The sequence below is a fragment of the Clostridium sp. CTA-7 genome (assembly GCF_054768095.1).
In genome coordinates this window covers 254,549-279,581 of the sequence record NZ_BAAAAV010000002.1, presented here as the reverse complement: position 1 = coordinate 279,581, position 25,033 = coordinate 254,549, and the positions used below count along the sequence as shown (strand labels likewise).

General features: G+C 28.1%; 26 protein-coding genes. 6 read left to right on the top strand and 20 right to left on the bottom strand.

All coding sequences use genetic code 11. The features are described 5' to 3' along the window. Positions 1–7: 7 nt before the first annotated feature. From ACYUEX_RS04365 to ACYUEX_RS04350, 4 genes are all read right to left on the bottom strand, one after another. Positions 8–736: a glycerophosphodiester phosphodiesterase gene (locus ACYUEX_RS04365; RefSeq protein WP_460286713.1), complete on the bottom strand. Its 729-nt coding sequence runs from the start codon at positions 734–736 to the stop codon at positions 8–10. A gap of 182 nt (positions 737–918) precedes the next feature. Further along, positions 919–1,350, bottom strand: a complete 432-nt coding sequence (locus tag ACYUEX_RS04360; protein ID WP_460286712.1) for a ribosomal maturation YjgA family protein — start codon at positions 1,348–1,350, stop codon at positions 919–921. Beyond that, entirely contained in the window at positions 1,347–2,447 is a 1,101-nt protein-coding gene (locus ACYUEX_RS04355) for a peptidase S41 (RefSeq protein ID WP_460286711.1), read from the bottom strand. The genes ACYUEX_RS04360 and ACYUEX_RS04355 overlap by 4 nt, the downstream gene beginning before the upstream one ends. A gap of 294 nt (positions 2,448–2,741) precedes the next feature. After that, the gene (locus tag ACYUEX_RS04350) at positions 2,742–3,359 is read right to left on the bottom strand and encodes a superoxide dismutase (protein ID WP_460286710.1); all 618 of its coding nucleotides are present in this window, start codon (positions 3,357–3,359) and stop codon (positions 2,742–2,744) included. 314 nt (positions 3,360–3,673) lie between these two features. Between ACYUEX_RS04350 and ACYUEX_RS04345 the strand changes: the two genes are divergently transcribed. After that, entirely contained in the window at positions 3,674–5,440 is a 1,767-nt protein-coding gene (locus ACYUEX_RS04345; RefSeq protein ID WP_460286709.1) for an urease accessory protein UreH domain-containing protein, read from the top strand. A 332-nt stretch (positions 5,441–5,772) separates the two neighbouring features. Here the strand turns inward: ACYUEX_RS04345 and ACYUEX_RS04340 are convergent, their stop codons facing one another. The 10 genes from ACYUEX_RS04340 to ACYUEX_RS04295 form a co-directional block, all read right to left on the bottom strand. Continuing rightward, positions 5,773–7,146: a sensor histidine kinase gene (locus ACYUEX_RS04340; RefSeq protein WP_460286708.1), complete on the bottom strand. Its 1,374-nt coding sequence runs from the start codon at positions 7,144–7,146 to the stop codon at positions 5,773–5,775. After that, on the bottom strand, positions 7,147–7,830 hold the full coding sequence (locus ACYUEX_RS04335) for a response regulator transcription factor (RefSeq protein ID WP_460286707.1): 684 nt from the start codon (positions 7,828–7,830) through the stop codon (positions 7,147–7,149). It lies immediately after the preceding gene. Between the two features lie 106 nt (positions 7,831–7,936). Beyond that, a complete protein-coding gene (locus ACYUEX_RS04330) occupies positions 7,937–8,326 on the bottom strand; it encodes a zinc-ribbon domain-containing protein (RefSeq protein WP_460286706.1) in 390 nt (129 codons plus the stop codon). 285 nt (positions 8,327–8,611) lie between these two features. Beyond that, positions 8,612–8,791 (bottom strand): hypothetical protein, encoded by a 180-nt coding sequence (locus tag ACYUEX_RS04325; RefSeq protein WP_411168778.1) that lies wholly within the window; start codon positions 8,789–8,791, stop codon positions 8,612–8,614. 148 nt (positions 8,792–8,939) lie between these two features. Continuing rightward, on the bottom strand, positions 8,940–9,113 hold the full coding sequence (locus ACYUEX_RS04320) for a (2Fe-2S)-binding protein (protein ID WP_411168779.1): 174 nt from the start codon (positions 9,111–9,113) through the stop codon (positions 8,940–8,942). 66 nt (positions 9,114–9,179) lie between these two features. Beyond that, positions 9,180–9,728: a 2-oxoacid:acceptor oxidoreductase family protein gene (locus tag ACYUEX_RS04315; RefSeq protein ID WP_460286705.1), complete on the bottom strand. Its 549-nt coding sequence runs from the start codon at positions 9,726–9,728 to the stop codon at positions 9,180–9,182. A gap of 1 nt (position 9,729) precedes the next feature. Beyond that, positions 9,730–10,479, bottom strand: coding sequence for a thiamine pyrophosphate-dependent enzyme (locus tag ACYUEX_RS04310; RefSeq protein WP_460286704.1), 750 nt, complete (start codon positions 10,477–10,479; stop codon positions 9,730–9,732). Position 10,480: 1 nt separating this feature from the next. Further along, a complete protein-coding gene (vorB, locus tag ACYUEX_RS04305; protein WP_460286703.1) occupies positions 10,481–11,548 on the bottom strand; it encodes a 3-methyl-2-oxobutanoate dehydrogenase subunit VorB in 1,068 nt (355 codons plus the stop codon). 9 nt (positions 11,549–11,557) lie between these two features. Next, positions 11,558–11,767, bottom strand: coding sequence for a 4Fe-4S dicluster domain-containing protein (locus tag ACYUEX_RS04300; protein WP_460286702.1), 210 nt, complete (start codon positions 11,765–11,767; stop codon positions 11,558–11,560). Between the two features lie 14 nt (positions 11,768–11,781). Further along, positions 11,782–12,447, bottom strand: coding sequence for an ATP-binding protein (locus ACYUEX_RS04295; RefSeq protein ID WP_460286701.1), 666 nt, complete (start codon positions 12,445–12,447; stop codon positions 11,782–11,784). Between the two features lie 412 nt (positions 12,448–12,859). Between ACYUEX_RS04295 and ACYUEX_RS04290 the strand changes: the two genes are divergently transcribed. Further along, positions 12,860–13,438, top strand: a complete 579-nt coding sequence (locus ACYUEX_RS04290; RefSeq protein ID WP_460286700.1) for a manganese efflux pump MntP — start codon at positions 12,860–12,862, stop codon at positions 13,436–13,438. A gap of 80 nt (positions 13,439–13,518) precedes the next feature. Here ACYUEX_RS04290 and ACYUEX_RS04285 read toward each other — a convergent pair whose 3' ends face one another. The 3 genes from ACYUEX_RS04285 to ACYUEX_RS04275 all read right to left on the bottom strand — a co-directional run bounded on the left by ACYUEX_RS04285 (position 13,519) and on the right by ACYUEX_RS04275 (position 15,535). Then, positions 13,519–14,046, bottom strand: a complete 528-nt coding sequence (locus ACYUEX_RS04285) for a putative immunity protein (protein WP_460286699.1) — start codon at positions 14,044–14,046, stop codon at positions 13,519–13,521. 64 nt (positions 14,047–14,110) lie between these two features. Continuing rightward, the gene (locus ACYUEX_RS04280) at positions 14,111–14,521 is read right to left on the bottom strand and encodes a peptide deformylase (RefSeq protein ID WP_460287057.1); all 411 of its coding nucleotides are present in this window, start codon (positions 14,519–14,521) and stop codon (positions 14,111–14,113) included. A gap of 75 nt (positions 14,522–14,596) precedes the next feature. Beyond that, a complete protein-coding gene (locus tag ACYUEX_RS04275; RefSeq protein ID WP_460286698.1) occupies positions 14,597–15,535 on the bottom strand; it encodes a helix-turn-helix transcriptional regulator in 939 nt (312 codons plus the stop codon). A 121-nt stretch (positions 15,536–15,656) separates the two neighbouring features. Between ACYUEX_RS04275 and ACYUEX_RS04270 the strand changes: the two genes are divergently transcribed. The 4 genes from ACYUEX_RS04270 (at position 15,657) to ACYUEX_RS04255 (ending at position 20,730) form a co-directional block, all read left to right on the top strand. After that, positions 15,657–16,106, top strand: coding sequence for a VOC family protein (locus tag ACYUEX_RS04270; RefSeq protein ID WP_460286697.1), 450 nt, complete (start codon positions 15,657–15,659; stop codon positions 16,104–16,106). Positions 16,107–16,451: 345 nt separating this feature from the next. Beyond that, positions 16,452–17,192 (top strand): MerR family transcriptional regulator, encoded by a 741-nt coding sequence (locus ACYUEX_RS04265; protein WP_460286696.1) that lies wholly within the window; start codon positions 16,452–16,454, stop codon positions 17,190–17,192. A 191-nt stretch (positions 17,193–17,383) separates the two neighbouring features. Further along, positions 17,384–19,285 carry a beta-glucoside-specific PTS transporter subunit IIABC gene (locus ACYUEX_RS04260; protein WP_460286695.1) on the top strand — a complete coding sequence of 634 codons (1,902 nt, stop codon included), beginning with the start codon at positions 17,384–17,386 and terminating at the stop codon, positions 19,283–19,285. A 17-nt stretch (positions 19,286–19,302) separates the two neighbouring features. After that, positions 19,303–20,730, top strand: coding sequence for a 6-phospho-beta-glucosidase (locus tag ACYUEX_RS04255; protein ID WP_460286694.1), 1,428 nt, complete (start codon positions 19,303–19,305; stop codon positions 20,728–20,730). 340 nt (positions 20,731–21,070) lie between these two features. Here the strand turns inward: ACYUEX_RS04255 and ACYUEX_RS04250 are convergent, their stop codons facing one another. The 3 genes from ACYUEX_RS04250 to ACYUEX_RS04240 form a co-directional block, all read right to left on the bottom strand. Next, positions 21,071–23,137 (bottom strand): methyl-accepting chemotaxis protein, encoded by a 2,067-nt coding sequence (locus tag ACYUEX_RS04250; RefSeq protein ID WP_460287056.1) that lies wholly within the window; start codon positions 23,135–23,137, stop codon positions 21,071–21,073. 28 nt (positions 23,138–23,165) lie between these two features. After that, positions 23,166–24,122, bottom strand: a complete 957-nt coding sequence (locus ACYUEX_RS04245) for an SGNH/GDSL hydrolase family protein (RefSeq protein ID WP_411168788.1) — start codon at positions 24,120–24,122, stop codon at positions 23,166–23,168. 499 nt (positions 24,123–24,621) lie between these two features. After that, positions 24,622–24,825 carry a hypothetical protein gene (locus tag ACYUEX_RS04240; protein WP_460286693.1) on the bottom strand — a complete coding sequence of 68 codons (204 nt, stop codon included), beginning with the start codon at positions 24,823–24,825 and terminating at the stop codon, positions 24,622–24,624. Positions 24,826–25,033 lie beyond the last annotated feature (208 nt).

The following is a 25,033-nucleotide window of genomic DNA, read 5'->3' as shown; positions in this document are numbered from 1 at the left end:
TATTATCTTATATTTTTTCTTCTTTTAATATTTCACTTAATAACTCTGGATAATCTGTAAATAGTCCATCTGCCTTATTGTTAATAAGTAGTCTCATGTACATTGGATTATTAACTGTATATATATTTACTTTCAAATTATTTTTATGAGCTTCTTTAATTAATTCTTCTGATACAAGAGTTAAATCTGGATGAATTGCATCTACATCTAAATCTTTTGCATATTTAATTACATTTTCTATAGGCTTGTCATATAGTATTGCTGTCTTTATGCTACTGTCTAGCTTTTTTGCTATTCTTATAGATTCATGATTAAAGCTTGATAGAATTATTTGTTGATTTAATTTATATTCATTTATCAAGCTAATTACATCTGATTCTATTTCCTTATAATGAATTTCATCTGTTTTTAATTCTATATTCAACATTATATTATTTTCTTTAACTATTGATAAAACTTCTTCTAATGTAGGAATATAACATTCTGGATGATCTCTAAAAAGTTTTTTTCTGTTTTTAAACTGTCTTAATTCTTTAAGTGTAAAATCCTTAACCAAACCTCTTCCAATATAAGTACGCTCTATATTCTCATCATGAATAACTACAATCTCATTATCTTTAGTTTTATGCACATCTATTTCTAATCCACTTGCTCCTGCTTTAATTCCTTTTTTTAAAGAAAGCATTGTATTTTCTGGATAATCAAAGCTTGCTCCTCTATGTGCAAAATTTATCATAATTTTCCTCCTTATATACCTTAAAATTAATTCAATATATTTATACTATAATATAAAATAATTAAATTCTTATTGTCTTAAGGTTAATTTACCTTAACTCTATATAAAACAATACTTTTAAATTTATATTACAAAATTGTATCTCCCATATATATATTTATTAGTATATGCGTTTATTAACATTAATTAAATTTTATCCTTAATATTAGTTTATCTATTACTATTCCTATAAATATACCAACAGTATAGCAAATTAAATCAGAGAATAAAAAACCATGTCCTAATATTAATGATCCTAATAAGGTGCTTCTTATTTCATTAATCCAACTTGCTTGATATAGCTGAGAAATTTCTATTGTATAAGAAAAGATTAAAGATATTATTGTAACCTTTCTTATGGAAAGCTTATTAAATAGAAAAGCAATTCCAAGGTAAACCATTGTCGCCCATAAGGTGTCCCCTGCATAGTTCGCAATAAAACTAGGCAAATAATCAATGTATCTTCTCGATGCCAATCCTAAACACATTACCACTAAAGTAAGTAAGAAATAAATTATTCTCTTCCTAATAAAACTACTTTCTCTACTATTAAATAAATCTCTCAATGATATCATTTAGTATAATCCTCTATTTTTCTATAAAATATTTCTTCTGGATATAATGCTATAACAGAATCATCTTCTATTAACTTATAATACCTTGTTGAATAGGTAACTACAAATTTACTATTTGGCAATTGAAATTTTAATATTTCTCCATAACAATTAGGCTTTCCACCAGATGGCTCTCCTATAAGTTTTGCATTAGTTTCATTTTTAAATTCATAGGCATTTAATAGCGCTGAAGAAAAAGTTCCTCTACCAATTATAACACTTAAATTTTCCTTTCTATTTATGCATGTACTTTTTTTAATAAAATCTATAAGTGGTCTAATTAATCTGGAATCTCCCCCTAGGTTATCACTTAAATCTATAATTAATTTCTCAATTGAGTTTTTATTAATATATTCTATAACTTCATTTATTTTTTCACTTAACTCTATAATTCCATCTTCTCTGCAGGAATTATATTTTATATATATTTCTTTTGTATTCTCTATATGTTCATACCAAAAATTTTTAAACTCATTTTTTGCATACATAGGTAATTTATATTCTTCATTATATATTAATTCATCTAAGGATACAGTTTCTACGTTAATTTCACAATCTTCTAATTGAATCTTAACTCTATCCACTGAGTCTATTAACAATAATCCATATAGTATATCAGCAGCTTGCATATATCTCATACTTTGTTCTTTAAATAAAAAATCATTTTCATATGATATTATTTCTTTTAATTCATCTATTACTTCAGATACAAATACACCTTCAATTGAAATTACCTTTTTATATAATACACTTTTATACTTTTCTGTTACTTTTATTATATAAATACCATCTTGAAACCAATAAAACTTAAAAGGTAAATACTTTTTTACTGGAAAAATAATAGAAGTATGTGCATCTTTAACCGATGCAACAATTCTACTTAACTCTACCTTCATATCATCATAATCTAGATTATTTACAATTGATTTTAAATACTTTATTTTTTCTTCAAATTCTTCTCTTGATGTGTTAAAAAATAAATTTTTATGTCTTTTTATTAAATTTCTCTTCAAATAATCTATATCTTCAAACCATTTTTCTTCCCATTTACTGCTCATTCTAGCTCCTTACTTTTTTAATAATTATATTAATATTATAAATTAATTTTTACTTTCTTTATATAGTAAATATAGTTTATCTAAATTACTGTTTGTCAAAGCCTTATTAACTTTTAGAACACATAGACCTTAACTAAACCTATGCTTTTTAATTAAAATAAATATGTCTATTATTTTCTCTATATGATTAGTAATAACATTAATTATATTTATATCTTTTAAATATTTACTCATAGAGTTTAATTAATAAAAAAGTACACCAAATTATTAGTTTGGTGTACTTTTCATTAGCTTTTAAATATTATGACAATCTTCGTAAAGACCTTGAACCTTTTCCCAATCTATTACATTCCATATATTTTTAACGTATTCAGCTCTTAAGTTTTTATATTTTAAGTAATAAGCATGCTCCCATACATCTATTGTTAGAATAGGTATAAGATTATCCATTACAGGTGAGTTTTGATTAACTCTTTTAACTATAGATAATTTTCCATTCTTATCCTTAACTAGAAAACCATATCCTGATCCGAATTGAGTTATAGCTGCATTACTTAATTCTTCTTTTAAATTTTCAACACTTCCAAAGGTTTTATTTATTTCATCAAGTAGCTTTCCTTCTGGAGCTTTTTTAGGAGTTGGTGAAAGTATGGAAAAATATAAATTATGATTTGATACTCCTCCACCATTGTTTACAACACCTGGTCTTATTTCCTCTGGTAGATCTTCTATATCTTTTATTAATTGATCTAATGTTTTTCCTTTTGTATATTCTTCATATCCTTCTAAAGCTTTATTTAAATTAGTTTCATATGTTTGTAGATGTTTTTCATAATGAGTTCTTACAGTTTCTTCATCTATATAGGGCTCTAATGCATTAAATGCATATGGTAAGTTTATTTTATTATACATAACTTATTTCTCCTTTATCTCAATCTTTTACTTAAAAGCTATTATTACTTTCCCCATATACTGTAATTATTATGTATATATTAAGCCACTAACTTTATTAGATTGTTTTAGTTTTCTATTTCACATAAGCATCTCTTCATTGATTCATATTCATATTTAGGTACACCTTTAAGCTAATTCTCCAATTTTATTTATAGCTTGACTAAGTTTAAGTTATCACTTTTAGTATATAAAACTTTTGATAATTATTATCTTCATAAAAATAACACAATTATTTCATATACTTTTTTTAATTAGTAATTAGGAGGATATCTATGAGTATTAAAAGAGAAAAAATTAAAGTTTATGAAATGACTTGTACATCTTGTGAAAAAAGAATTGAAAACTCTGTGAAAAAAATTAATGGCATAATAAGTGGCAAAGCAAACTATACTAAAGAAATTTTAGAAATTGAATATGATACTAATATATGCACTCTAGATGAAATAAAAAAAGCTATAAATAAAGCTGGATATTCCACTGAATCTTCTAGCAACTTTGAATCTATAGGAATACTTGCAATAATATTTATTATATTAATTCTTGGATTCAGAACTAGTGGTTTTGATATGGAATCAAAACTTAGTAATGCTTCATATGCTTTTCTTTTTATAGTTGGTATATTTACATCCATCCACTGTGTGGGAATGTGTGGAGGTATAATGCTCTCTCAAAGTTTATCTTTTGCTAAAGAAAGTAAATCCAAACTTGAATCCATAACTCCTTCTCTATTATACAATGTTGGTAGAGTTATCTCTTATACTATTTTAGGTGGAATAATCGGTGGTATAGGCTCAGTATTTTCATTATCAATTACTGCAAAAGCATTTATTCAAATATTTGCTGGGATATTTATGGTTATAATGGGTTTAAACATATCAGGATTTAAATTTTTTAGAAAGTTTAGTATAAGAATTCCTAACTTTTTATCTAAGTATAAAAGAAAATTTAATTCTCCTTTCATTGTAGGACTTTTAAATGGATTTATGCCTTGCGGTCCACTTCAAACTATGCAGCTTTTCGCTCTTGGTACTGGAAGTTCATTAAAAGGAGCTTTATCAATGTTTATATTTGCTTTAGGTACTGTTCCTCTAATGCTTACTTTTGGTGCAATTTCTGGTTTCTTAAGCAAAGGCTATACTAAAAAACTTGTTAAGTTTAGTGGTGTTCTTATTATAGTTTTAGGAATAATAATGGGTAATAGAGGCTTAGCTCTTTCTGGAATAAATCTAAGTCCATCAGGCTTTATGATGAAAAATTCTTTTGCATCAAATGCTAGCACAGATTCCTCCAAAGCAGTTCTAGAAAATGGAGTTCAAGTTATAAATATGACTGCTAATAATAATGGTTACAGCCCTAATGTATTTTATGTTCAGAAGGGAGTACCTGTTAAGTGGGTGATTAATGGTGAAAGTCTTAACTATTGTAACAATTCAATAGTAGCTAACTCATTAAATATTCAACAAAAACTTAAAAGTGGTGAAAATGTAATAGAGTTTACGCCTAATGATACAGATATAAATTTTAGTTGCTGGATGGGAATGATTAGAGGCGTAATTAAGGTGGTTGACGACCTATCTTCAGTGGATGCATCTAAGTATGATCCATCACTTCCTAGTGCTAGTAATGGACCTAGCTGTCATACTGGTTCTTTAACTGGATCTTCTACTTATCCTGAAAGCTTAATTACAACTTCAAAAGTTACTGAAAAATTTCAGGCTGCTATTATCAATGGTGTAGGTAATGAATTTCAGCCATTAATACTAGTTGCAAAAAATAATCTTAACTTAAAACTGACTGTAGACTTAACTAAGTATACTAATTATGAAGGTGAATATATAATATCTAATATCAAAGATGGAAGTTTAGTAACATCACTTACTGGACAAAAATCAATATTTCAAATTGAATTAAACTTCAATAATCCTGGCGGATATGCAATAACTAAAAACGGTGAAATTCTTTGTATAATTGAAGTAGTTGATAACATGGATAATATTAATTTTGATGGAATTCTAAATAAATATATTAGTTTTAATTAGATACTTTTAAGCTAATAATTTCAATTTCAACATCAATAAAAATTTAAATGGCGTTCTGATACCAATATAATAAGTCTTAACTTAATAATCTTGGTATTAGAACGTCACTTAATGTAAAATTCAAAACTATTATAATATGAAAAATATATAATTTTGTGTAATTATATATTCTCTCAGTATATAAATATAAAGGGGTGCACTAAACGCGCACCCCTTCACATTTTACTAAATTTACTAATTCTAATAACTTTCTACTATTAACATATGCAATATATAAATCTTTTTTAATATATTCTGCTAGTAAATAGAAAAATTATAAAGCACCCTCTTATTTACATTATTACATTGTCAAAAATAATCTTAAATGTTGTGCCTTTACCCTCACTAGATTTCACTTCTATATTAGCATAATGTAAACTTAGTGTTTTCTTTACTATTGTTAAGCCTATACCATTACCTTCTACTTTTTGACGACTCTTATCTCCTCTATATAATCTTTCAAATATAAAAGGTAAATCCTTTTCTTTTATTCCTTCTCCTGTATCTACAACTTCTACTATAACTTTATTATTTTCTTTATATAAATTAATTCTTACCATTCCATCACTACCTGTAAACTTAATTGCATTAGTTATTAAATTTATAAATACTTGTCTTAACTTATCTTTGTCTCCTGGAATAATGTAAGTTTCATTTTTTTCTATACTATAATCAAAATTTATGTTTTTACTTTTAGCTTCTAAATAAAAATCTTGAGCTAACTCAATAATAAATTCATCTAATAAAATTTCTTCAAATTCCAAATTTATACTTTCATCTTCAAATTCTTTCAATACATCTAAGTTATTTAACAATTTTCCAAACCTTATTACCTCATCATTTAAGGAAGATAATCTTTGATTAGATACTGGAAAAATTCCATCTATCATTGCTTCTAGATTATTTTGCAGAACATTAAGTGGAGTTCTTATTTCATGGGATATGTCAGATACAAGCCTTTTTCTTAACATATCTTGATTTTTTAACTTCTCACCTAATATATTTATACTTTCCCTTAACTCTTCAATTTCTTCAATATCACTTTTTGCATTAGACTTTGCTTCAAAATCTCCTCTTGAAAGTCTTTTTGATATACTTGCTACCTTTTTTATTGGGATTGATAATTGCTTTGAAATATATAAGCTTATTATAATTATAATTAATAATGTACCTATACCACTTAATACTATACTTGTATTTATAGATGACTTAAACTCTAAATCTTCTTCTGTTAATAATATAGAAGAATATTGACCTAACTCTACATTTCCCACAATTTTTCCGTCTAGTACTATGTTAAAGTTCTTAGTAACATATACTCCCTTATCCTCTATATTCATATTTTTTAAATTACTATTATCTTTTATATCAGCTGGATCCATTCCCCAAACTACATTTCCATCAGCATCTCTTAAAGTTAAGCAATAATTTCCCATATATGCTTCATGCATTAGCTCAACTCCAGAATTTTCAGTCCATCTTTTATCTCTTTTATATGCTTCTTCAAAGTACGAAACTATTCTTTCATTTCTTTTATTTTGAACATCTATCATATATTTATTAAACTTATTATTTATAGTCATATTAACAAATAATATAATTAATATAATTGCTGAAATGGATGATATTACAAATAATATGCTTAGTCTTTTTCTTATGCTTTGCATTTATATATCACCACCGAACTTATATCCAACCTTTGTTACTGTTAAGATATATTTAGGATTTCTAGTATCTTCCTCTATTTTCTTTCTTATATTTTTTATATGTACATCTATAGTTCTATCATATCCATCAAAATCAATCCCAAACACATTTTCAATTAATTGCTCTCTAGATAAAACCTTTCCTTTATTAATTAATAGAGTATATAAAATATCAAATTCACTTGGTGTAAATGGTATTTCCTTGCCTTTAAGCTCTACTATTCTCTTTTCATAATCTATCCTTAGTATTCCATCATTAAAAATATCACTTATTTTATTACTTGTATTTATTCTTCTAAATAATGCATTTACCCTTGCTGTAAGTTCTCTTGGGCTAAATGGCTTAACTAAATATTCGTCAGCTCCTATATCTAAGCCAACAATTCTATCATTTAAACTAGCTTTTGATGTTAACATAAATATATATACATTAGAAGTTCTTCTTATAATTTTACAAATCTCTTCTCCATCTATATCTGGTAGCATTAAATCTAATATAACAAGCTGGAAATCTATTTCCTTAAAAACTTCTAATGCTTTAATTCCAGAGTTACATACCTCTACATTATATTTATCTTTTTCTAAATATGCCTTTATTACATTAGCTACACTTTCTTCATCTTCAATTATTAAAATATTACTCATGTTAAACCTCCCTCTTTTAATATTCAGTCATATATCTAATCATATAAACTTTATCAAATTCTTTTGAAGGTATTATGAAGATATTCTAAATATCTAATTTAAACTATCATTTAATTTCATGTCCGCAATATGGACAATATTTATATTCTGAATCAACTACCTTACCACAACTTTTACAAACACTATTTATATTATAATCATAACCATAAGCATTATTAACTTCATTTAAATCCCAATATGTTATATCTATATTTTCTCCTCTTTCTATCATCTTTCCCTTTTCCTTTGAAATAGAAAATATCTTCTTACAACTTCCACATTCTACATAGTATTTTTCATTCCATTTGAAAATAGGTATAAAAAAGAAATGGAAAAATTCATAATGCTTTATAACTCTAGCCATACTTAATCTATTACAACTCTTACATGTTAAATTATTTATTACTTTAATTTCTTTCTCTTTATTTTCTATTCCAAAAATCCCTATAAAAAACATAGCTATTCTCCTTATACAATACTTAGTTTATTATATTTATTTTATCATCTTTAAAATAAATAAGAAGTCAGAATTTATAATAACTCTAACTTCTTATTCAAAAATAATATTTAATTTTATCCATATTTCCTCTTATTTTATTAACCTTGTTCTTATAGTTGTAATCGATTGTTAAAATTTTAATATGAACTTTACTATTACTGATCACTAAAATATATTCTCCTACATAAATTTACTATCATTTTATTATATTTTAGATACATTATGTTTTATTCTTTATTTATTTTAGGTATATCTTATCTTTTTCCATGTATCATAAATATCTTTTTCTATTTGACTTGTTAAAACTTTCTTTTCTTCTTCAGTATAATAAATTGAATTATTTATATCCTGCTTTTTATAAAATAAGTTTCTTATGGATTTATTTAAGCTACAGTGCTTATTAGTATCTATTTTTTTCATCATTAAATCACCTCCTTATTATACTTATACTATTATTATAAAATGATTTATTGACATTTTCGTTACAAATTATTCTAACTTTAGCATATTTAATTAAATCTTAAGAAATTAAAAAGCTTTAGATTAACTCCAAAGCTCTTTAGTAATATTTTTATTTATTTTCTTCTATTAAAGCTTCTATTTTATCTCTACATCTACTTGCTCCACAAAATCCTGTTCCAGCTCCAGTTGCTTCTTGAACTTTTTCAAATGTATCAGCACCATCTTTAATAGCTTTAACTATTACATCTTTTTCTACACCTTTACATAGACAAATTAAATCCATATTAATCACCTCTTTATAATATTATCATATTTATTATTTTCAAAAGAGGTTTTTTTATTATAGTTTCTAGATATTTTTAATTTTTTCTTCTGCTATTTTTGCTCCTAGTTCTATTGCTAATTTATTTAATTCATAATTTTCTTTTTTTCCATACTTCTTAATAGAGTTTAGAATATCTTCTATTGAAATTATATTTATTTTCTTAATTAAAAATCCAAGTAGTATCATATTAGCATTTCTCTTATCTCCGAGCCTTTCTGCCTTTGTTTCAGCATCAATTTTATATACTTCTACACTGTCAAAAAGAACTTCATCCTTTATCATATCTGAATCTATTATTAAAGTTCCATTTTTCTTTAACAGTTTTTCAAACTTATCTAAAGAAGGCTTATTCATAGCTACAACTGCATCTGCTTCTGATATAACAGGAGACCCAACTTCTTCACTTGAAATAATAACTGAGCAATTTGCTGTTCCACCTCTCATTTCAGGTCCATAAGATGGTAACCACGAAACGCTTAATCCTTTATCCATAGCTGCATAAGCTAACAGCTTTCCAATTGTTAATATCCCTTGTCCCCCAAAACCTGCAAATATAATTTCTTTTTTAATCATTCTACTTATCCTCCTTCTTACAATCCTTTTTAACACCTAATGAATAATATGGAATCATATTTTCTCTAAGCCACTTTAAAGAATCAACTGGAGATAAGCCCCAATTCGTTGGACATGTAGATAATACCTCTATAAAAGAATAACCTAATCCTTGAATTGAATTATTAAAGGCTTTTTTTATAGCTTTTTTAGCTTTGGTTAGGTTAGGTATATTATCTACACTTACTCTTTCAACATAACATGTGCCATCTAATGTTGCTATCATTTCTGATACTCTTATTGGGTATCCTTGTACTTTAATATCTCTTCCATATGGGGATGTTTCAGTAACTTGCCCCTCTAAAGTTGTAGGTGCCATTTGTCCTCCTGTCATGCCATATATACAATTGTTTACAAAGATAGTCACTATATTCTCTGCTCTTGCTGCTGCATGAATAACTTCCCCAGTACCTATTGCTATTAAATCCCCATCTCCTTGATAAGTAAAAACTACTTTATCTGGATTAGCTCTTTTTATACCTGTAGCTACTGCTGGTGCTCTTCCATGTGGTGCTTGGAACATATCACAAGCAAAATAATTATATGCAAGTACAGAGCATCCAACCGATGCAACTCCTATAGTCTTATCTAATATTTCTAATTCCTCTATTACTTCTCCTACTAACTTATGAATTATTCCATGAGTACATCCTGGACAATAATGTGTAGGAACATCTAAAAGTACCTTTGTTGGTTTATAAATAATGCTCATCTTATATACCTCCAATAATAGATTTTATATATTTATATATCTCATCTACTGTTGGCACAATTCCACCTGTTCTACCATAGAATCTAACTTCTTCTTTTCCATTTACAGCTAGCTTCACATCTTCAACCATCTGCCCACAATTCATTTCTACAGACAAATAACCATTTTTACTTTTTCCTAATGTTTTAGCGAATGATTCATTAGGAAATGGCCATGTTGTTATAGGTCTTATTAATCCTAAGTTCACTCCATCTTTCTTTGCAAGACTTATAACACTTTTACATATTCTAGCCGTTATCCCATAAGAAACTAATATTAGATCACAGGAATTTTCACAGTTATATAATTCATATTTAGCTTCATTTTCTTTTATTATTTTATACTTTCCTTGAAGCTCCATATTAAGTTCTTCAAGCTTCTCTGGATTTAACTCCAATGAATTTATTATATTATGTTTACTTCTCTTTCCTAAACCATTTGCAGCCCAACTTTTTTCTGGTAATATTCTTTTTTTATTATCCCTAAATTCAACACCTTCCATCATTTGTCCTAGCATACCATCAGCCATTATCATTACAGGTGTTCTATATAAATCGCTTACATCAAATGCCTCACAAATTAAATCTATCATTTCTTGAATAGATGCTGGAGCATAAACTGGTATATTAAAATCTCCATGTCCTAATCCTTTATTTACAAATAAATAATCCGATTGAGCAGGTTGTATTCCACCAAGACCTGGACCACATCTAACTACATCAACTATTACACAAGGTACTTGTGCAGCTGCTAAATATGATATCCCTTCTGTCATCAAACTTATTCCAGGACTAGATGATGAAGTCATACATCTAACCCCTGTCCCTCCACAACCATATACCATGTTAATAGCTGCAATTTCACTTTCTGCTTGTAAAAAAACTCCATTAACCTTTGGCATGTTCTTTGCCATATATGCTATTAATTCAGTTTGAGGAGTTATAGGATATCCAAAAAAGCATTTGCATCCAGCCCTAATAGCAGCTTCTGCTATTGCTTCATTTCCTTTCATTAGAAACTTTTCACCCATAGTTATCTCCTACCTTTCAATCGTTATTACACAATCAGGACAAATTTTCCCACAAGATGCACAAGCTATACATTCACTCATAAGATTCTCCTTTATTCCAGCTGGGTGATATCCCTTGCTATTAAAATTCTCTTTAAAACTTATAATTTTTTTAGGACATATATTTATGCAATGCTCACACCCTTTACATCTTTCCTCTTTAAATATAACCTTAGCCATTTGATTCCTCCTTATTATTCCCAAGGAATGTCCATATATAATTCTATAGGTAACACTTCTCCATTAACTTTATCTTCTATTACCCTCTCAAAGTTTTTGGTACACACAGTATATTTGTAAGGAATGCTTAAAAACTTAGATAAATTCAAAGATTCCATATCTCCTTTCAATATATGTTTATATTCTGTTTCCTTCATCATGTGAGTATTCGATATAATATCAGTAACTCTTAACTTACTAGATAATTCTATAGATTTTAGATATTTACTTGCCATACTACAATTTAAGGTTTCTAGCCTTGAGTTATTTAAAACATAATACATTGAATAATCTTCATCTTCAAAGTACTTGCTATACACACCCAGAACCTTTGCCCCTACATCATCTCCACCAATATCAAATATAACTTCATAAGATTTATCGTTAAATACAGATAAAATTTCTCCTGATAGCACCGTAAGTTCTGCATTAACTAAATCTTTTCTAGAGCTTATAACCCTTATTTTATAATGATTTTCTAGAGTTTCTTTAATATCTCTTACACAAAAATAAGGATTAATTATGTCCATATCAACTAATGCTACCTTTTTACCTTCTTTAGCCCTCTTAATAGAATAATTAATTGCAATTTCTGTCTTACCACTACCAAAGTGTCCAGTAAATATCTTAATCCTACTCACACTAACACTCCTTCTTAAACATTCTTATTTAAATTATATTTTCTATTTTGTATCTTATGATAATAAAAGGTGTTATAACAAAATTCTCTTAGATTTTTACTATAATGTTTTTTGTTACTAATCATCTATATATTTCGTTTTAACTATTGATATATTCATTATAATTTGATATCATATTTAGATGTAATAAATACTTTTTTTATGTATAGGGGAGTAGTTAGCTCTATTTTAGAATGAGTTACTAAGTCAACATATTGAACTTGGTTCTGGCTTAGTATTGAATAACGAGACTTATGCGTGGCTTTGCTACGTATAGGTCTTTTTTATTTGTTTATCATCTATAAAAGTCAATAAAATCCTAAATATTAATTAGTATTTTGAAATAAATTCTATAATAAAGGAGTTACATATTATGGGTTTCTTTTCAATTTTTATGACAGGAATAGGCTTATCTATGGATGCCTTCGCTGTTTCTTTAGCTAAAGGTATTTGCTTAAAAGAAGATGAATTTAAATACTCTTTTAGAGTTGCTTTATTCTTTGGTGGCTTTCAAGCCTTTATGCCTTTATTAGGCTGGTGGTGTGGTAGATATTTTGAAAGCTATATTAAATCTTTTGATCATTGGATAGCTTTTATACTACTTGGAATTATAGGTGGAAAAATGTTAATAGAATCTATTAGGGAGATGCGTGGTGGAGAGAATGATGTCCCTCTAGAATGTGAAAGAGATGAATTCTCTTATAAGAAGCTAACTATATTAGCTATTGCAACTAGCATCGATGCTTTAGCAGTTGGAGTTAGTTTTGCATTTCTAAGTGTTAGTATTATTCCTTCTATAACAATAATAGGAATAACTACTTTTGTATTAAGCTTCTTGGCAGTTTTTCTTGGCAAAAAGCTTGGACAGTATGTGCAAAATTATGCTGAAATAATTGGTGGAATTATTTTAATAGTTATAGGAATTAAGATATTATTTGAACACTTAATGTAGACAATGTAGCTGTAGCACAATCAAGAAATATAAAAAATACGCAGATTCAATGCTGCGTATTCTTAAATAAATTTTCATATTTAGCAATTCCAATTTATTTTTGCTGGATTAGGCTCATCTATTATAGAAATTTTACGTAAATCTTCCTCCATGTTTTTGCACTCTCTTGCTGCAATTTCATCATAAACCTCACTCTTCTCATTAACACCAATAGATGAGTATGCTATTGCTGCAGCACCATAAAATGCAAGTCCTAAAGAACTCGTTACAGTATTAATTGTTGCCGTCGTTGCTCCAATTGCTCTAGCTGCAGCTTGTGCAGCTGGATTTTCCTCTACTTCTCTAGCAGCTATTTGAACTTCCTTAATAATTTTCTTTGCCTCTGTTAATTTCATATTTCCTTCTAACCATTCATTAACTGCATTCAATGCACTTTTTAAACGAGAATCCTCAGGATAATCTTTTTCATAAATAGGTAGAATATTCTCCCTTGCATATTCATTACACCATTTTACAATTGTATTTTTGCTTTGTGTTTCTATTAATCTCATAAGAGAAACAATATATGGTGAATCTGCTTTTCCAATCATTTTTCGTACTTTAGCCATAATAACCCCTTTTTCTTAAATATCTTTTTAAATTTAAAAATCTCATCATAAGCAATTTTATCGCTTAAATTATTATACCTTCGAAATGGTCTACTTCATGCTGAATAATCTGTGCAGTAAATCCAGTAAATGTTTGTTTATGCTTCTTAAAGTTTCTATCAAGATATTCTACCTCAATTGCTTCATATCTCATTGTTTTTCTGAAGCCAGTTAAAGATAAACAACTTTCTTCTGTCTCATAACCTTTCTCTTTCTTTAATATAACTGGATTAACCATAGGAACTATGATATCACCTACACTAAATACAAGGATACGTTTTTTAACTCCTATCATATTAGCAGCCATACCAACACAATACTCTAAATTTCCCCTTAACGTATCCACTAAATCATCAATAACTGCTACATCAGCTTTAGTAGCAGGCTCTGATTTCTGTCCTAGGAATAATATATCCTTTACAACCGGTCTTATCATTTTTATTCCAACCTTTCTAGTTTTCTTATATAAAGATATTAGAATACTTCTCAGTATTGTGATCTGCATGCTTATTTATATTTTTTGATAATAATTTAATAAATTCTCTGCTTTTTCTTGAATAAGGTGTTTTAGCGATTCAGGTTTTACTGACGTAATAGAACTACCATATCTAATAAAGTAATTAGATATAAATTCTTCTTCGCCTAAATTATAGAACCCCTTTATAATTGTTTTAGTTCCACTTTCTATGTTGATTGATGGATAACGCTCTTTATAAAAAATATCCTTTGCTTCTTCTAAAATTTCTACTTCAAACTGAATACTTTTTTCAGATTGATAAAGCTCTAAGGAACTATGGATAAGTTCTTCTACGGAAATTTGTGATTTATTATTATGAAATTCTAGCAAAGTTATTCTATCACATCTAAAAACTTTATGTTTTTTTGTATTCAGCTCTATTCCAGTAGCATACCACTGTGCAAATTTAGCAGAAATTTTAAAAAACTGAATATGATAACTTACTTGTTTATTATTTTTAAAGTACTGAATTTTACAACTAACTTCATTAAGAATACTATGTAGAATTTTATCTAAAAACTGACTAACATTATTGTGCTGATATGCTTCAAATTGCAATGCTTTTTTCATTTTATGAATTTGTTTTATTTGTTCTTTAGACAGACAACTTTCGAATTTTTCATTTAGCTTATTAACACTTAAATGAAATGGCGTAGATTGATAGGCCTCTAACGTCAACATCGCAAAATATAAAGCATACACTTCATCAAGTGTAAAGATAATAGGTGATAATAACCTGTTTTTTAAAATACCATATCTTCCATGCCTACCATACTCCGAAAAAATAGGCATACCCAATTGCTCTAATGAGCTAATATCACGCAAAGCTGTACTTTTTGATATATTATATTTATCCATTAAATCACCCAAATTAAAAAACTCTCGGCCATTTAAGTATCGTATCATGTCATTTAATCTTTCTGATTTTTTCATACAATCCCCCTTTAAAAGGTGTCATATTTTGCTACCTTTATGTATTATAATAAACCTAAAGCAATATATCAATACTATAAAATATGTGCCTAAAAATATTATACAAAAGGAGATTGATACTATGAGTACAACACTAGAAATTGCTATTTTTCTTTCAATGAATGGAAAAGCACAAGAAGCTATAAATTTCTATAAAAAACATTTCAATGCAGAGGAATTATTACTAGTAACATACCAGGACATGGCAAAAAGAGATAATACAATACAGATTACCGATGAAAATAAAAATTATATCTCTCACTCTGTTTTATCAATTGGAAAAACTAGAGTAATGATTGCAGAAGATACAATGGATACTAATGAAAAATATAAAGTTGGTAATAACACATCATTATGTATTCAAAGTGCTGACTTAAACGAAATTGAACATTTTTATAATAGCTTAATTACAGATAGCAGAGTTAGAATCATCGTTCCATTATCTAATAATGTGTTTAGTAAAGCATACGGGATTATTGAAGACCCTTTTGGTATTCAAATTCAACTAATGTTTGATAATAGATTGAAATAAAAAAATCAGCATGCTACACATTTTCAATGTGATCTGTATGCTGAAACTTTTACTTCCTATTCAAATGTAAATAAACTTTAGTAATAATTCAATGTATAAAACCTCATTTACTTATGATTGGTTCTCCGTATAGGAGCTTTTATAAATAATTTCTTTATTCAATATATATCTTAATCATAATATAGTTATTCTTTGCTATGTTTTAAATTATTATATTGTCTAAATTATAAATCCAATAACCTCATTTTACAATTTATACCATATGATATCGATTTACAAGATTCATTTTTATAAGTTAAAATATAATTATATAAAATATAAATAGGTTAAAAATGAGGTGGTCTTATGTCTGATAAATATACATTAAAAGAAGTTACTGAACTATTTAATATTCCTAAATCAACACTTAGATTTTGGGAAAAAAAAGGTATCATTAACCCCAACAGAAATGATATTAACGCTTATCGAGAATATACAAAAAAAGATTTGTTAAAAATTAGTGATATTTTGTATTATAGATTTACTAATTATTCTATAAAATCTTTAAGAAATATAGAGACTTTTTCACTTGAAGAAAAAGAAATTCTATTAAAAGAAATGTTTGATGAAATAATCGTAAAAAAGAATGAATTACAAGAAAGCGAAAATAGGGTTGAAAAAGAGTTAAGTAATGTTTACCTTTTAAAAGAAATGATGAACGGAGTATTTCATCATACATATCCAAACTTTAATAAAGTTTATCATCTTCATATGAACTATAAAGATAATGTATTAAAGTATACAAACAACCATCATCTCTTAGCAACTGTTTTTTCTATAGGAGATGATAAACTAGAGCATTTTGGAATTATTTCTTCTAAAGAATCTGCTAATCTTATTGGAGAAGTATTATGGGATATCAATGAAATTAAGTGCAAATATATACCCTTTTTATTAAAAGTAGCTGATAGGAAAATTGATATAGAAAGTATTCAAGCTGTTTTAGCTGAAAAAAGTAAAGAAATTAAGTTGGGAAGAATAATTGCTCGCTTCTTGATGAATGATAGCGATTATTCTTATTATCAAGCTTGGATTGAGTTAGTCTAAGATTTTATTTGATATATTAAATATTCCATCAATTCTCATATTAAAATTATTAAAAGCTCTTTACATTAAACCTAGTTCACCCTTTAAACTATTATTATAAAAATAATAGAAAGGATTGAGCTATATGGAAATCGTTTAATTTTAAATTTAATTAATGGTTTATTATTATTGATTTAGAAAGGAAGAGAGTTATGTCAAAACAAAATTATAGTAAATTAGCTAATAATATAATTGAAAATGTTGGTGGAAAAGAAAATATTATAAGTCTTACACATTGTATGACAAGATTACGTTTTAAATTAAAAGATGAAAACAAAGCAAACACGGAAGCATTAAAGAATATGAATGGAGTTGTTACTGTTGTTAAGAGTGGTGGACAATATCAAGTTGTAATAGGAAGTCATGTTTCAAAAGTCTATGATGATATTATGCCTCAACTTGGAAATGTATCTGATTCTGAAGAAGAGGTAAAAGGTGTATTTAACAAGCTGGTAGATATTATTTCAGGAGTATTTCAACCTCTATTAGGACCATTGTGTGCAACAGGAGTTATTAAAGGTGTAACTGCATTATTATTAATGTTAAAAGTTTTCCCACCTACATCAGGAACAATTATTGTTTTAAATGCACTTGGAGACGCATTGTTTTTCTTCATGCCTATTATGATTGGGTATACAGCTGCCAATAAATTCAAACTAAATCCATTTATTGGTATGGTAATAGGTGCTGTACTATGTTATCCAACACTACAAGGCGGCGCTTTGTCTAAGCTAAATGACGCGCAACCTTTGATGACATTGTTTGAAGGAACTATTTTTACATCAAAAGTTTACACAACATTTTTAGGTATTCCTTTAATTGGTATAACTTATACATCAAGTGTAATTCCAGTAATTTTTGTTACATGGTTCGCAAGTGTAGTTCAGAAAAGAGTACAAAAATATATTTCTCCAATAGTTCAATCAATTTTAACTCCTTTTATAGTATTATTGATTACTGTTCCATTGGGATTAATTGTAATAGGCCCAATTGTTACCTTTGCAGCGAATATAGTTAGTACGATGTTTGCACAATTATATTTATTTAGTCCTATTGTCTGTGGAATGCTTATCGGTTTTTTCTGGCAAGTAATGGTTATGTTTGGCATTCACTGGGGACTAGTACCAATTGTTCTAATGAATATCGGAAACTTAGGATTTGACCAAGTTCTTTGCGGTACATTTGGAGCTACTTTTGCACAAACTGCAGTTGTTATCGCTTTATATGTAAAATCAAAAAACAAAGAGTTTAAAGCTTTATGTATCCCTGCAATTATATCAGGAATGTTTGGGATAACAGAGCCTGCAATTTACGGAATAACATTACCAAGGAAAAAACCATTTATCTTTTCAATGATTGGTGGTGGTGTCGCTGGTGCTATCATTGGACTATTTAATGTAAAAAGATTCGCAATGGGCGGTGGAGGACTAATCGGTCTAGTAAACTTCCTTGATCCAACGAATGGTGATGCAAGTGGATTTATTATCGTAGTAATCGCATCTATTGTTGCAATGGTTGTTGGCTTTACATTAACAATGATGTTTTGGAAAGAAGAAGAAACAGCAAATACTGTAACTACTGTTGAAAACATCGAGATAGAAGAATCAATTATTTCACCAGTTAAAGGTGATGTAATTCCTTTAGAAAAGACTTCAGATGAAGCTTTTGCTGATGGATTATTAGGAAATGGAATGACTGTTTTGCCATCTGAAGGTGTCGTAAGAGCTCCATTTGATGGTTCTGTTGTTTCAATCTTCCCTACTAAACATGCTATTGGGCTTGTATCTGATACAGGTGTAGAATTATTAATACATGTCGGATTAAATACAGTCAATTTAGAAGGTAAATACTTTGACTTAAAAGTTGCTCAAGGTGATAAGATTAATAAGGGGCAATTGCTTTTAGAATTTGATCTAGAAAAAATCAAAAATGAAGGATATATAGTAGAAACTCCAATAGTTGTTACAAATATGGACGAAGGGTATGATATTTCCCCAACAACTAAAAAGACAGTAAAGGAAAATGATTTATTATTTAAGATTAAAAGACAGTAATGAAGGGAGAAACTTATATGGCATTCAGAAAAGATTTTTTATGGGGAGGAGCTACTGCCGCTAACCAATGTGAAGGTGCTTATAATTTAGATGGAAGAGGTTTATCAAATGTTGATTTAATTCCAATTGGACCTGATAGACATCCTACTATACGAGGAGAGAAGGTTAACTTAGAATTTGATGATAATCATTTTTATCCATCAAAGGAGTCAATTGACTTATATCATCATTATAAAGAAGATATAGCATTATTTGGAGAAATGGGATTTAAAGTCTACCGTATGTCAATTTCATGGTCTAGAATTTTTCCTAATGGAAATGATGCTGAACCTAATGAAGAAGGATTAAAATTTTATGATAGTGTGTTCGATGAATGTAAGAAGTACAATATTACTCCTTTAGTAACAATTGCTCACTTTGATTGTCCTCTTAATTTAATAAAAGAATATGGTGGATGGAGAAGCAGAGAATTAGTAGGTTTCTACGAAAAACTATGTAGAGTTCTATTTTCTCGTTATAAAGGAAAAGTAAAGCATTGGATTACATTTAATGAAATTAATATGATCTTCCATGGAGCATTTTTAGGAGCAGGTGTAATCTTTAAGGATGGAGAAAATAAAAAGCATGTTCAGTACCAAGCTGCGCACCATCAATTACTAGCTAGTGCTCTAGCAACTAATCTTGCGCATGAAATTGATCCAGACAATCAAATTGGATGCATGATTAATTCTGCATTAATATATCCAAGAAGATGTTCTCCAGAAGATATTTGGTATGCATTTAATAAAAATCGTGAAAGCTACTTCTTTACAGATGTCCAAGCTAATGGAGAATATCCAACCCATGTATTAACAATGTTAAAGAACGAAGGCTTCAATCTTGAAACTGGTTCTGACGATTTTGAAATACTTAAGAATAATACAGTAGATTTTATTGCTTTTTCTTATTATCATTCTAGTTGCATGAGTTCTAGATTAGAAGATAATATTCAAAAAGATGGAGCTGCCTTTGCAACTGTTAAGAACCCATATTTAAAAGCAAGTGAGTGGGGATCTCAATTTGATCCACTTGGATTAAGACTAATTCTAAATATATTTAATGATCGTTATAAGAAACCAATGTTCATCGCAGAAAATGGGATAGGAGCAAATGACATTCCTAATGAAAATGGTGAGATTATAGATGATTATCGTATTGAGTATTTAAGAAGTCATATACAAGCTATGAAAGATGCAGTTGAACAAGATGGAGTCAACTTATTCGGTTATACGATGTGGGGATGTATTGATCTTGTTAGTGCTGGTACTGGAGAAATGAAAAAACGTTATGGGTTTATTCATGTTGATCGTGATAACAATGGTGTTGGTACTTTAAAGAGAAGTAAAAAGAAATCATTCGAATGGTATAAAAAAGTAATTAGTACTAATGGAGAAAATTTAGATTAGCATAAATCCACTTTTTTAAACTTCTCTTATTTATCAAAAATAATAAAAGAATAGTTAATAAGATAAAAGCTGACCCCCTATTCAAAGCGGAGTCAGCTTTTTTAATTCCTTTTGTCTCTAAAATTATCAATACATTTATTATTTACAATTTTGGTAAAAACCTCATTTACTTATGATACGGTTCACCATACCCTAAGGTAAAAAATATAAACTTTCCCATATACAATATAATTAATATATTTTCAATTTTAAGCTTCTATTACATTTTCATAAAAAATTAAGATAGACTCTTTTAGCTTATCTACCGGAACTCTCTTTTATTTACACGCTCTAAAATAGATTATATTTTAAATTTATTTACTTCTTGTTCTAATTTATCAGTACTTTCTTTTGACTTTAAAACTTCCTGCATAACATCTGTTGATTTGTAGGTTGCTTTTGCAACTCTATCTGCTATAGTTGTAGTTCCACAAGCTCCATCGTTAGCGGCCATGGCCACGTTATTTATAGCTCCTAAAACTTCTTGAACTGAAGCAAAAAGTTCCTCCGAAGTAGCACTAACTTCTGTTACTAGTTCATCTATAAACTTAGCATCTTCGTTATATTTTTCTGAAACATCTAACATCATCTGATAATCATTAGCAACATCTGTAGATACAAATGTTAATAAATTATTAGAATTGTTAGAAAGATTATTTACTGAAGATATAACGTTTGTTGTTACAGCCTGTATTTTTAGCACTGTATCTTTTGATTGTTCTGCAAGCTTTCTTATTTCATCAGCAACAACGGAGAACCCTCTTCCAGATTCACCAGCTCTTGCAGCCTCAATAGCAGCATTTAATGCAAGTAAATTAGTTTTTTCGCTTATATCCATGATAGCTTTAGATAAGATATCAATTTCGCCAACTATCTTTGAATCTGCTATTGCTTGCTCAAGTTGTGTTTTTGTATGAAGAAGTATGTTAGCAGTTTTCTTTTGAGCAATAGTGGTATTTTCTTTAATGGAAGTTGCTCTTTTACTAATTTCATTAGCAGCAATAGCACCTTTTTCTGATCTTTGCGTTATGGAATGAATCCCTATTTCCATTTCTTGTGAAGTTGCTGACATTTGTTCAGATGCGGCTGAGGTTTCTTCCATACTTGCAGCTAATTCTTCTGTAGTTACAGATATTTCTTCTAAGTCTCTATTTAATATCTGAACATTATCTACAATATTATTCACTTTCTGTTCCATAGCGGAGGATTCTGCTTTAATACTATCCACTAAATTCACTAATGAACTTTTCATATTATTAATACCATTGGTAATGGACCCTATTTCATCTTTTCTTGACAATAATTCATAATCAAGTTCTTGGGAGAAATCACCCTTCGCAAGTATTTTTAAATATTCAGAAGATTTAATTATTGGATTAGTAATTCGCTTTGTACTAATGTTAATTAAAATAAATGTTGGAATTAACATAAATATTGAAATAACAAAGACTATAAAAGATGTTTTTTTAGCACTTGCTATTAATTCATTTTCTGACATAAAAGATGCTAAAACCCAGTCAGTACCCTTTATTTCATATGTATTACCAATATATTTTTCTTGATTAATATTTACATCGAAAGACTTTAAATCTTTTGACAATACTTTTTCTACTCCTGGTATATTAATTTCTTCTATATTTTTAAAATTATTATCAGCATTATTTCCATCTGCCATAATCATTCCTGTATTATGTACAAGCATATAAAAACCTGTTTTACCTATTTTCATTTTACTTAACATGTCACTAATAACAGATTGTTCAACATCAATTCCTATTGCACCTAATATATTTCCATTAGAATCAGTTAATGAACGTACATTACTTATAATCATTGAACCAGTATCGGCTTTGTATGGAGCTGTTCTTATTATTTCCCCATTTCCTTCTATACCTTTTTGATACCAATCCCTAGAAGTTGGATCATATTTTTTTGATATATTAGTTTCTGGCCAATTTAGATAACCACCATCTTTAGTAGCCAAATAAACATACATGGTACCCGGATGTGAATTTGCATATTGATCAAATATATTATAAATGTCACGTTCTATTTGTCCATTCTTAGAGGGTGTCATTTTAGTATCTTCCGTAGTATTGACATAACTGGTAATATTACCCTTGTTTGCTTGAACTATTAACGGATTAGTGGCTAGCATATCTATATTTTTATCAATTTGATCATAGAAAGTCTGGATAGAATGCTCAGCCAATTTCATCTGTTCTTGAGAATTATTAAGATAATCTTTTCTAGCTTGCGTATTTGCTTGATAGCTAATACTAATACCAACAATTGCTAGTGCTAATATTATAATAAATATAGTAATAATTAAAAATTGAGTTTTAATACTTTTAAATTTCTTAATCAGAGTAACTACCTCCTTATATTATGTTTCTTTATTTAAACATTCTCACCTTATCATACATTTCTTCTCCCAAGATTTTATGCACAGTAGAAGTATAATGCCATTCATCCCAAAAATAATATTGTTCTGGATTAGCACTTGCTGGTTTAACTTCTGGATAAGTACTTTGAGCTTCTTTATCTAGTTCAACTAATCCATATTTGCTTGGATTTTTCATTATATTGTCACTAATTGCAGGGAGATCAAACATCATTATTTTTATATTTGAGTTTTTTTGTAATTCTTTTATGGATTCAGGAAGTTTTTTATTCACATGTTTTACAAAAACTTCAGCAGATTCTGTTCTATTGCTAGTAATTTCATAAGGTACAAGTGATAAATCACTGCTGTTTACTACAAAAAAGTTTTTTGCTCCAAGTGTGACTAATCTTTTAATAGCATTATTTATATTATCAACAGCTTTATCTGCCACATCTTCAACTGTACCTGGTAATGAATAATCCATGAACGAAAAATAATCATTGGCAGAAGCGAAAATAAAATACAATGCATCAGGATCAGCCTTACCTTCCTTTAAACTATTTTCGAATTTTTCAATTTGTCCGAGAACCCCTGTATTTCCTAAGTGATCCATCCACTCAGAATAGTTTTTTTCTCCACTAGTTGCGCCACCTGTGGCATAGTTAACTAATGGTACACCTAAATTTTCTGCTAATACTTCAACAGCTGTAGGACCATTTGAATATCTACCTTTCCAATATAATTCATCAGAAGGTTTTAAATATGCATCATCAGGTCTATTAGCGCTTGCCATAATTTGTGCGCTGATTTTTTTTGCTTCTCCATTGTCAGAATAACTATCTCCAAATGCAAATACCTGAGTAAACTTTTCACTAACTTTTTCTTTTTTTAATAGATATATACCTCCACTAAAAACTAAAATACATGTTAAAAAAATTGCAACCATAAATTTAAAATTTTTTTTCATTATTCTTCACTTCCTTTATCAAATAGTTGTTAATATTCTATAAGCCATATAAGAAAACCTTTTATCATTAGTATTAATTATAAAGAGTATATGCTTAAGATCTCACCTCCTGAATTTTATAAAATTCGATACTTATATGGTTAATATATACAATTATTATGTCATATTAAGGATTATTTTGCAATTTTTTTTAATCACCCTTAATATTACATAATATAAGTAAATATAAGTTTGTTAATTATAAGAAAAATGGAAAATTTAGGATATTGAGGATTGTCCGTAATATCCCAGATTTTTGTATTAATTAGAGGTTTTTATTAAGCCATTCTCAGCAAGATCTTATATTTATTTGGTTACTAGGGTCTGTCTCACTAAGTAATTAGTGCACAGCTTCAATTTTTGCAAAAAAATAAATCCCAAACTTCAATGAGTTTGAGATTTATAGTAAAAAACATAATTCATATTTTCTAGAATCCATAGATGATTTACTCCACGTGGTTCATATAATCGCATAAACATATTTAGGCTTAGTATTTTCTTCATACCAGTTTAGCTTTGAAATAATATTAGGGTTTTCACCTTGGGTTCTTCGTTTGATATCTGCATCTTCTCCTAAAGATTCATATCTAATCCACTTCCTAAGGTTAGGATATATTTCATCTTTTTCTGTATCTAAAAACCACTCATTTAATTCAATAATCAAATCTTTAAAATCTATATTTTCAAGTTTATTTTTTTGCGATTAATGTAAATATAATCAGAAAAGTTATTTATTTCTTATTCATAAACCCTCCCTCAAAGTCCTATTTATCTACACTTCAAAAAATTCACTAAACCAATTATATCATAAGCAAATTCTATTATGTTATATTATTGGCTTGATTTTAATGTTTTATATCTTTCTTTTAAGT

Excerpts from the sequence above, each read along its gene's own strand:
- ACYUEX_RS04285 (WP_460286699.1), bottom strand. The coding sequence starts at position 14,046 with ATGGCTAAAGTACGAAAAATGATTGGAAAAGCAGATTCACCATATATT.
- ACYUEX_RS04290 (WP_460286700.1), top strand. The coding sequence starts at position 12,860 with ATGGGTTTCTTTTCAATTTTTATGACAGGAATAGGCTTATCTATGGAT.
- ACYUEX_RS04260 (WP_460286695.1), top strand. The coding sequence starts at position 17,384 with ATGTCAAAACAAAATTATAGTAAATTAGCTAATAATATAATTGAAAAT.
- ACYUEX_RS04245 (WP_411168788.1), bottom strand. The coding sequence starts at position 24,122 with ATGAAAAAAAATTTTAAATTTATGGTTGCAATTTTTTTAACATGTATT.
- ACYUEX_RS04340 (WP_460286708.1), bottom strand. The coding sequence starts at position 7,146 with ATGCAAAGCATAAGAAAAAGACTAAGCATATTATTTGTAATATCATCC.
- ACYUEX_RS04320 (WP_411168779.1), bottom strand. The coding sequence starts at position 9,113 with ATGGATTTAATTTGTCTATGTAAAGGTGTAGAAAAAGATGTAATAGTT.
- ACYUEX_RS04315 (WP_460286705.1), bottom strand. The coding sequence starts at position 9,728 with ATGATTAAAAAAGAAATTATATTTGCAGGTTTTGGGGGACAAGGGATA.
- ACYUEX_RS04355 (WP_460286711.1), bottom strand. The coding sequence starts at position 2,447 with ATGAGCAGTAAATGGGAAGAAAAATGGTTTGAAGATATAGATTATTTG.
- ACYUEX_RS04280 (WP_460287057.1), bottom strand. The coding sequence starts at position 14,521 with ATGATAAGACCGGTTGTAAAGGATATATTATTCCTAGGACAGAAATCA.
- ACYUEX_RS04300 (WP_460286702.1), bottom strand. The coding sequence starts at position 11,767 with ATGGCTAAGGTTATATTTAAAGAGGAAAGATGTAAAGGGTGTGAGCAT.
- ACYUEX_RS04365 (WP_460286713.1), bottom strand. The coding sequence starts at position 736 with ATGATAAATTTTGCACATAGAGGAGCAAGCTTTGATTATCCAGAAAAT.
- ACYUEX_RS04265 (WP_460286696.1), top strand. The coding sequence starts at position 16,452 with ATGTCTGATAAATATACATTAAAAGAAGTTACTGAACTATTTAATATT.
- ACYUEX_RS04270 (WP_460286697.1), top strand. The coding sequence starts at position 15,657 with ATGAGTACAACACTAGAAATTGCTATTTTTCTTTCAATGAATGGAAAA.
- ACYUEX_RS04335 (WP_460286707.1), bottom strand. The coding sequence starts at position 7,830 with ATGAGTAATATTTTAATAATTGAAGATGAAGAAAGTGTAGCTAATGTA.
- ACYUEX_RS04275 (WP_460286698.1), bottom strand. The coding sequence starts at position 15,535 with ATGAAAAAATCAGAAAGATTAAATGACATGATACGATACTTAAATGGC.
- ACYUEX_RS04330 (WP_460286706.1), bottom strand. The coding sequence starts at position 8,326 with ATGTTTTTTATAGGGATTTTTGGAATAGAAAATAAAGAGAAAGAAATT.
- ACYUEX_RS04350 (WP_460286710.1), bottom strand. The coding sequence starts at position 3,359 with ATGTATAATAAAATAAACTTACCATATGCATTTAATGCATTAGAGCCC.
- ACYUEX_RS04345 (WP_460286709.1), top strand. The coding sequence starts at position 3,674 with ATGAGTATTAAAAGAGAAAAAATTAAAGTTTATGAAATGACTTGTACA.
- vorB (WP_460286703.1), bottom strand. The coding sequence starts at position 11,548 with ATGGGTGAAAAGTTTCTAATGAAAGGAAATGAAGCAATAGCAGAAGCT.
- ACYUEX_RS04255 (WP_460286694.1), top strand. The coding sequence starts at position 19,303 with ATGGCATTCAGAAAAGATTTTTTATGGGGAGGAGCTACTGCCGCTAAC.
- ACYUEX_RS04310 (WP_460286704.1), bottom strand. The coding sequence starts at position 10,479 with ATGAGCATTATTTATAAACCAACAAAGGTACTTTTAGATGTTCCTACA.
- ACYUEX_RS04360 (WP_460286712.1), bottom strand. The coding sequence starts at position 1,350 with ATGATATCATTGAGAGATTTATTTAATAGTAGAGAAAGTAGTTTTATT.
- ACYUEX_RS04325 (WP_411168778.1), bottom strand. The coding sequence starts at position 8,791 with ATGATGAAAAAAATAGATACTAATAAGCACTGTAGCTTAAATAAATCC.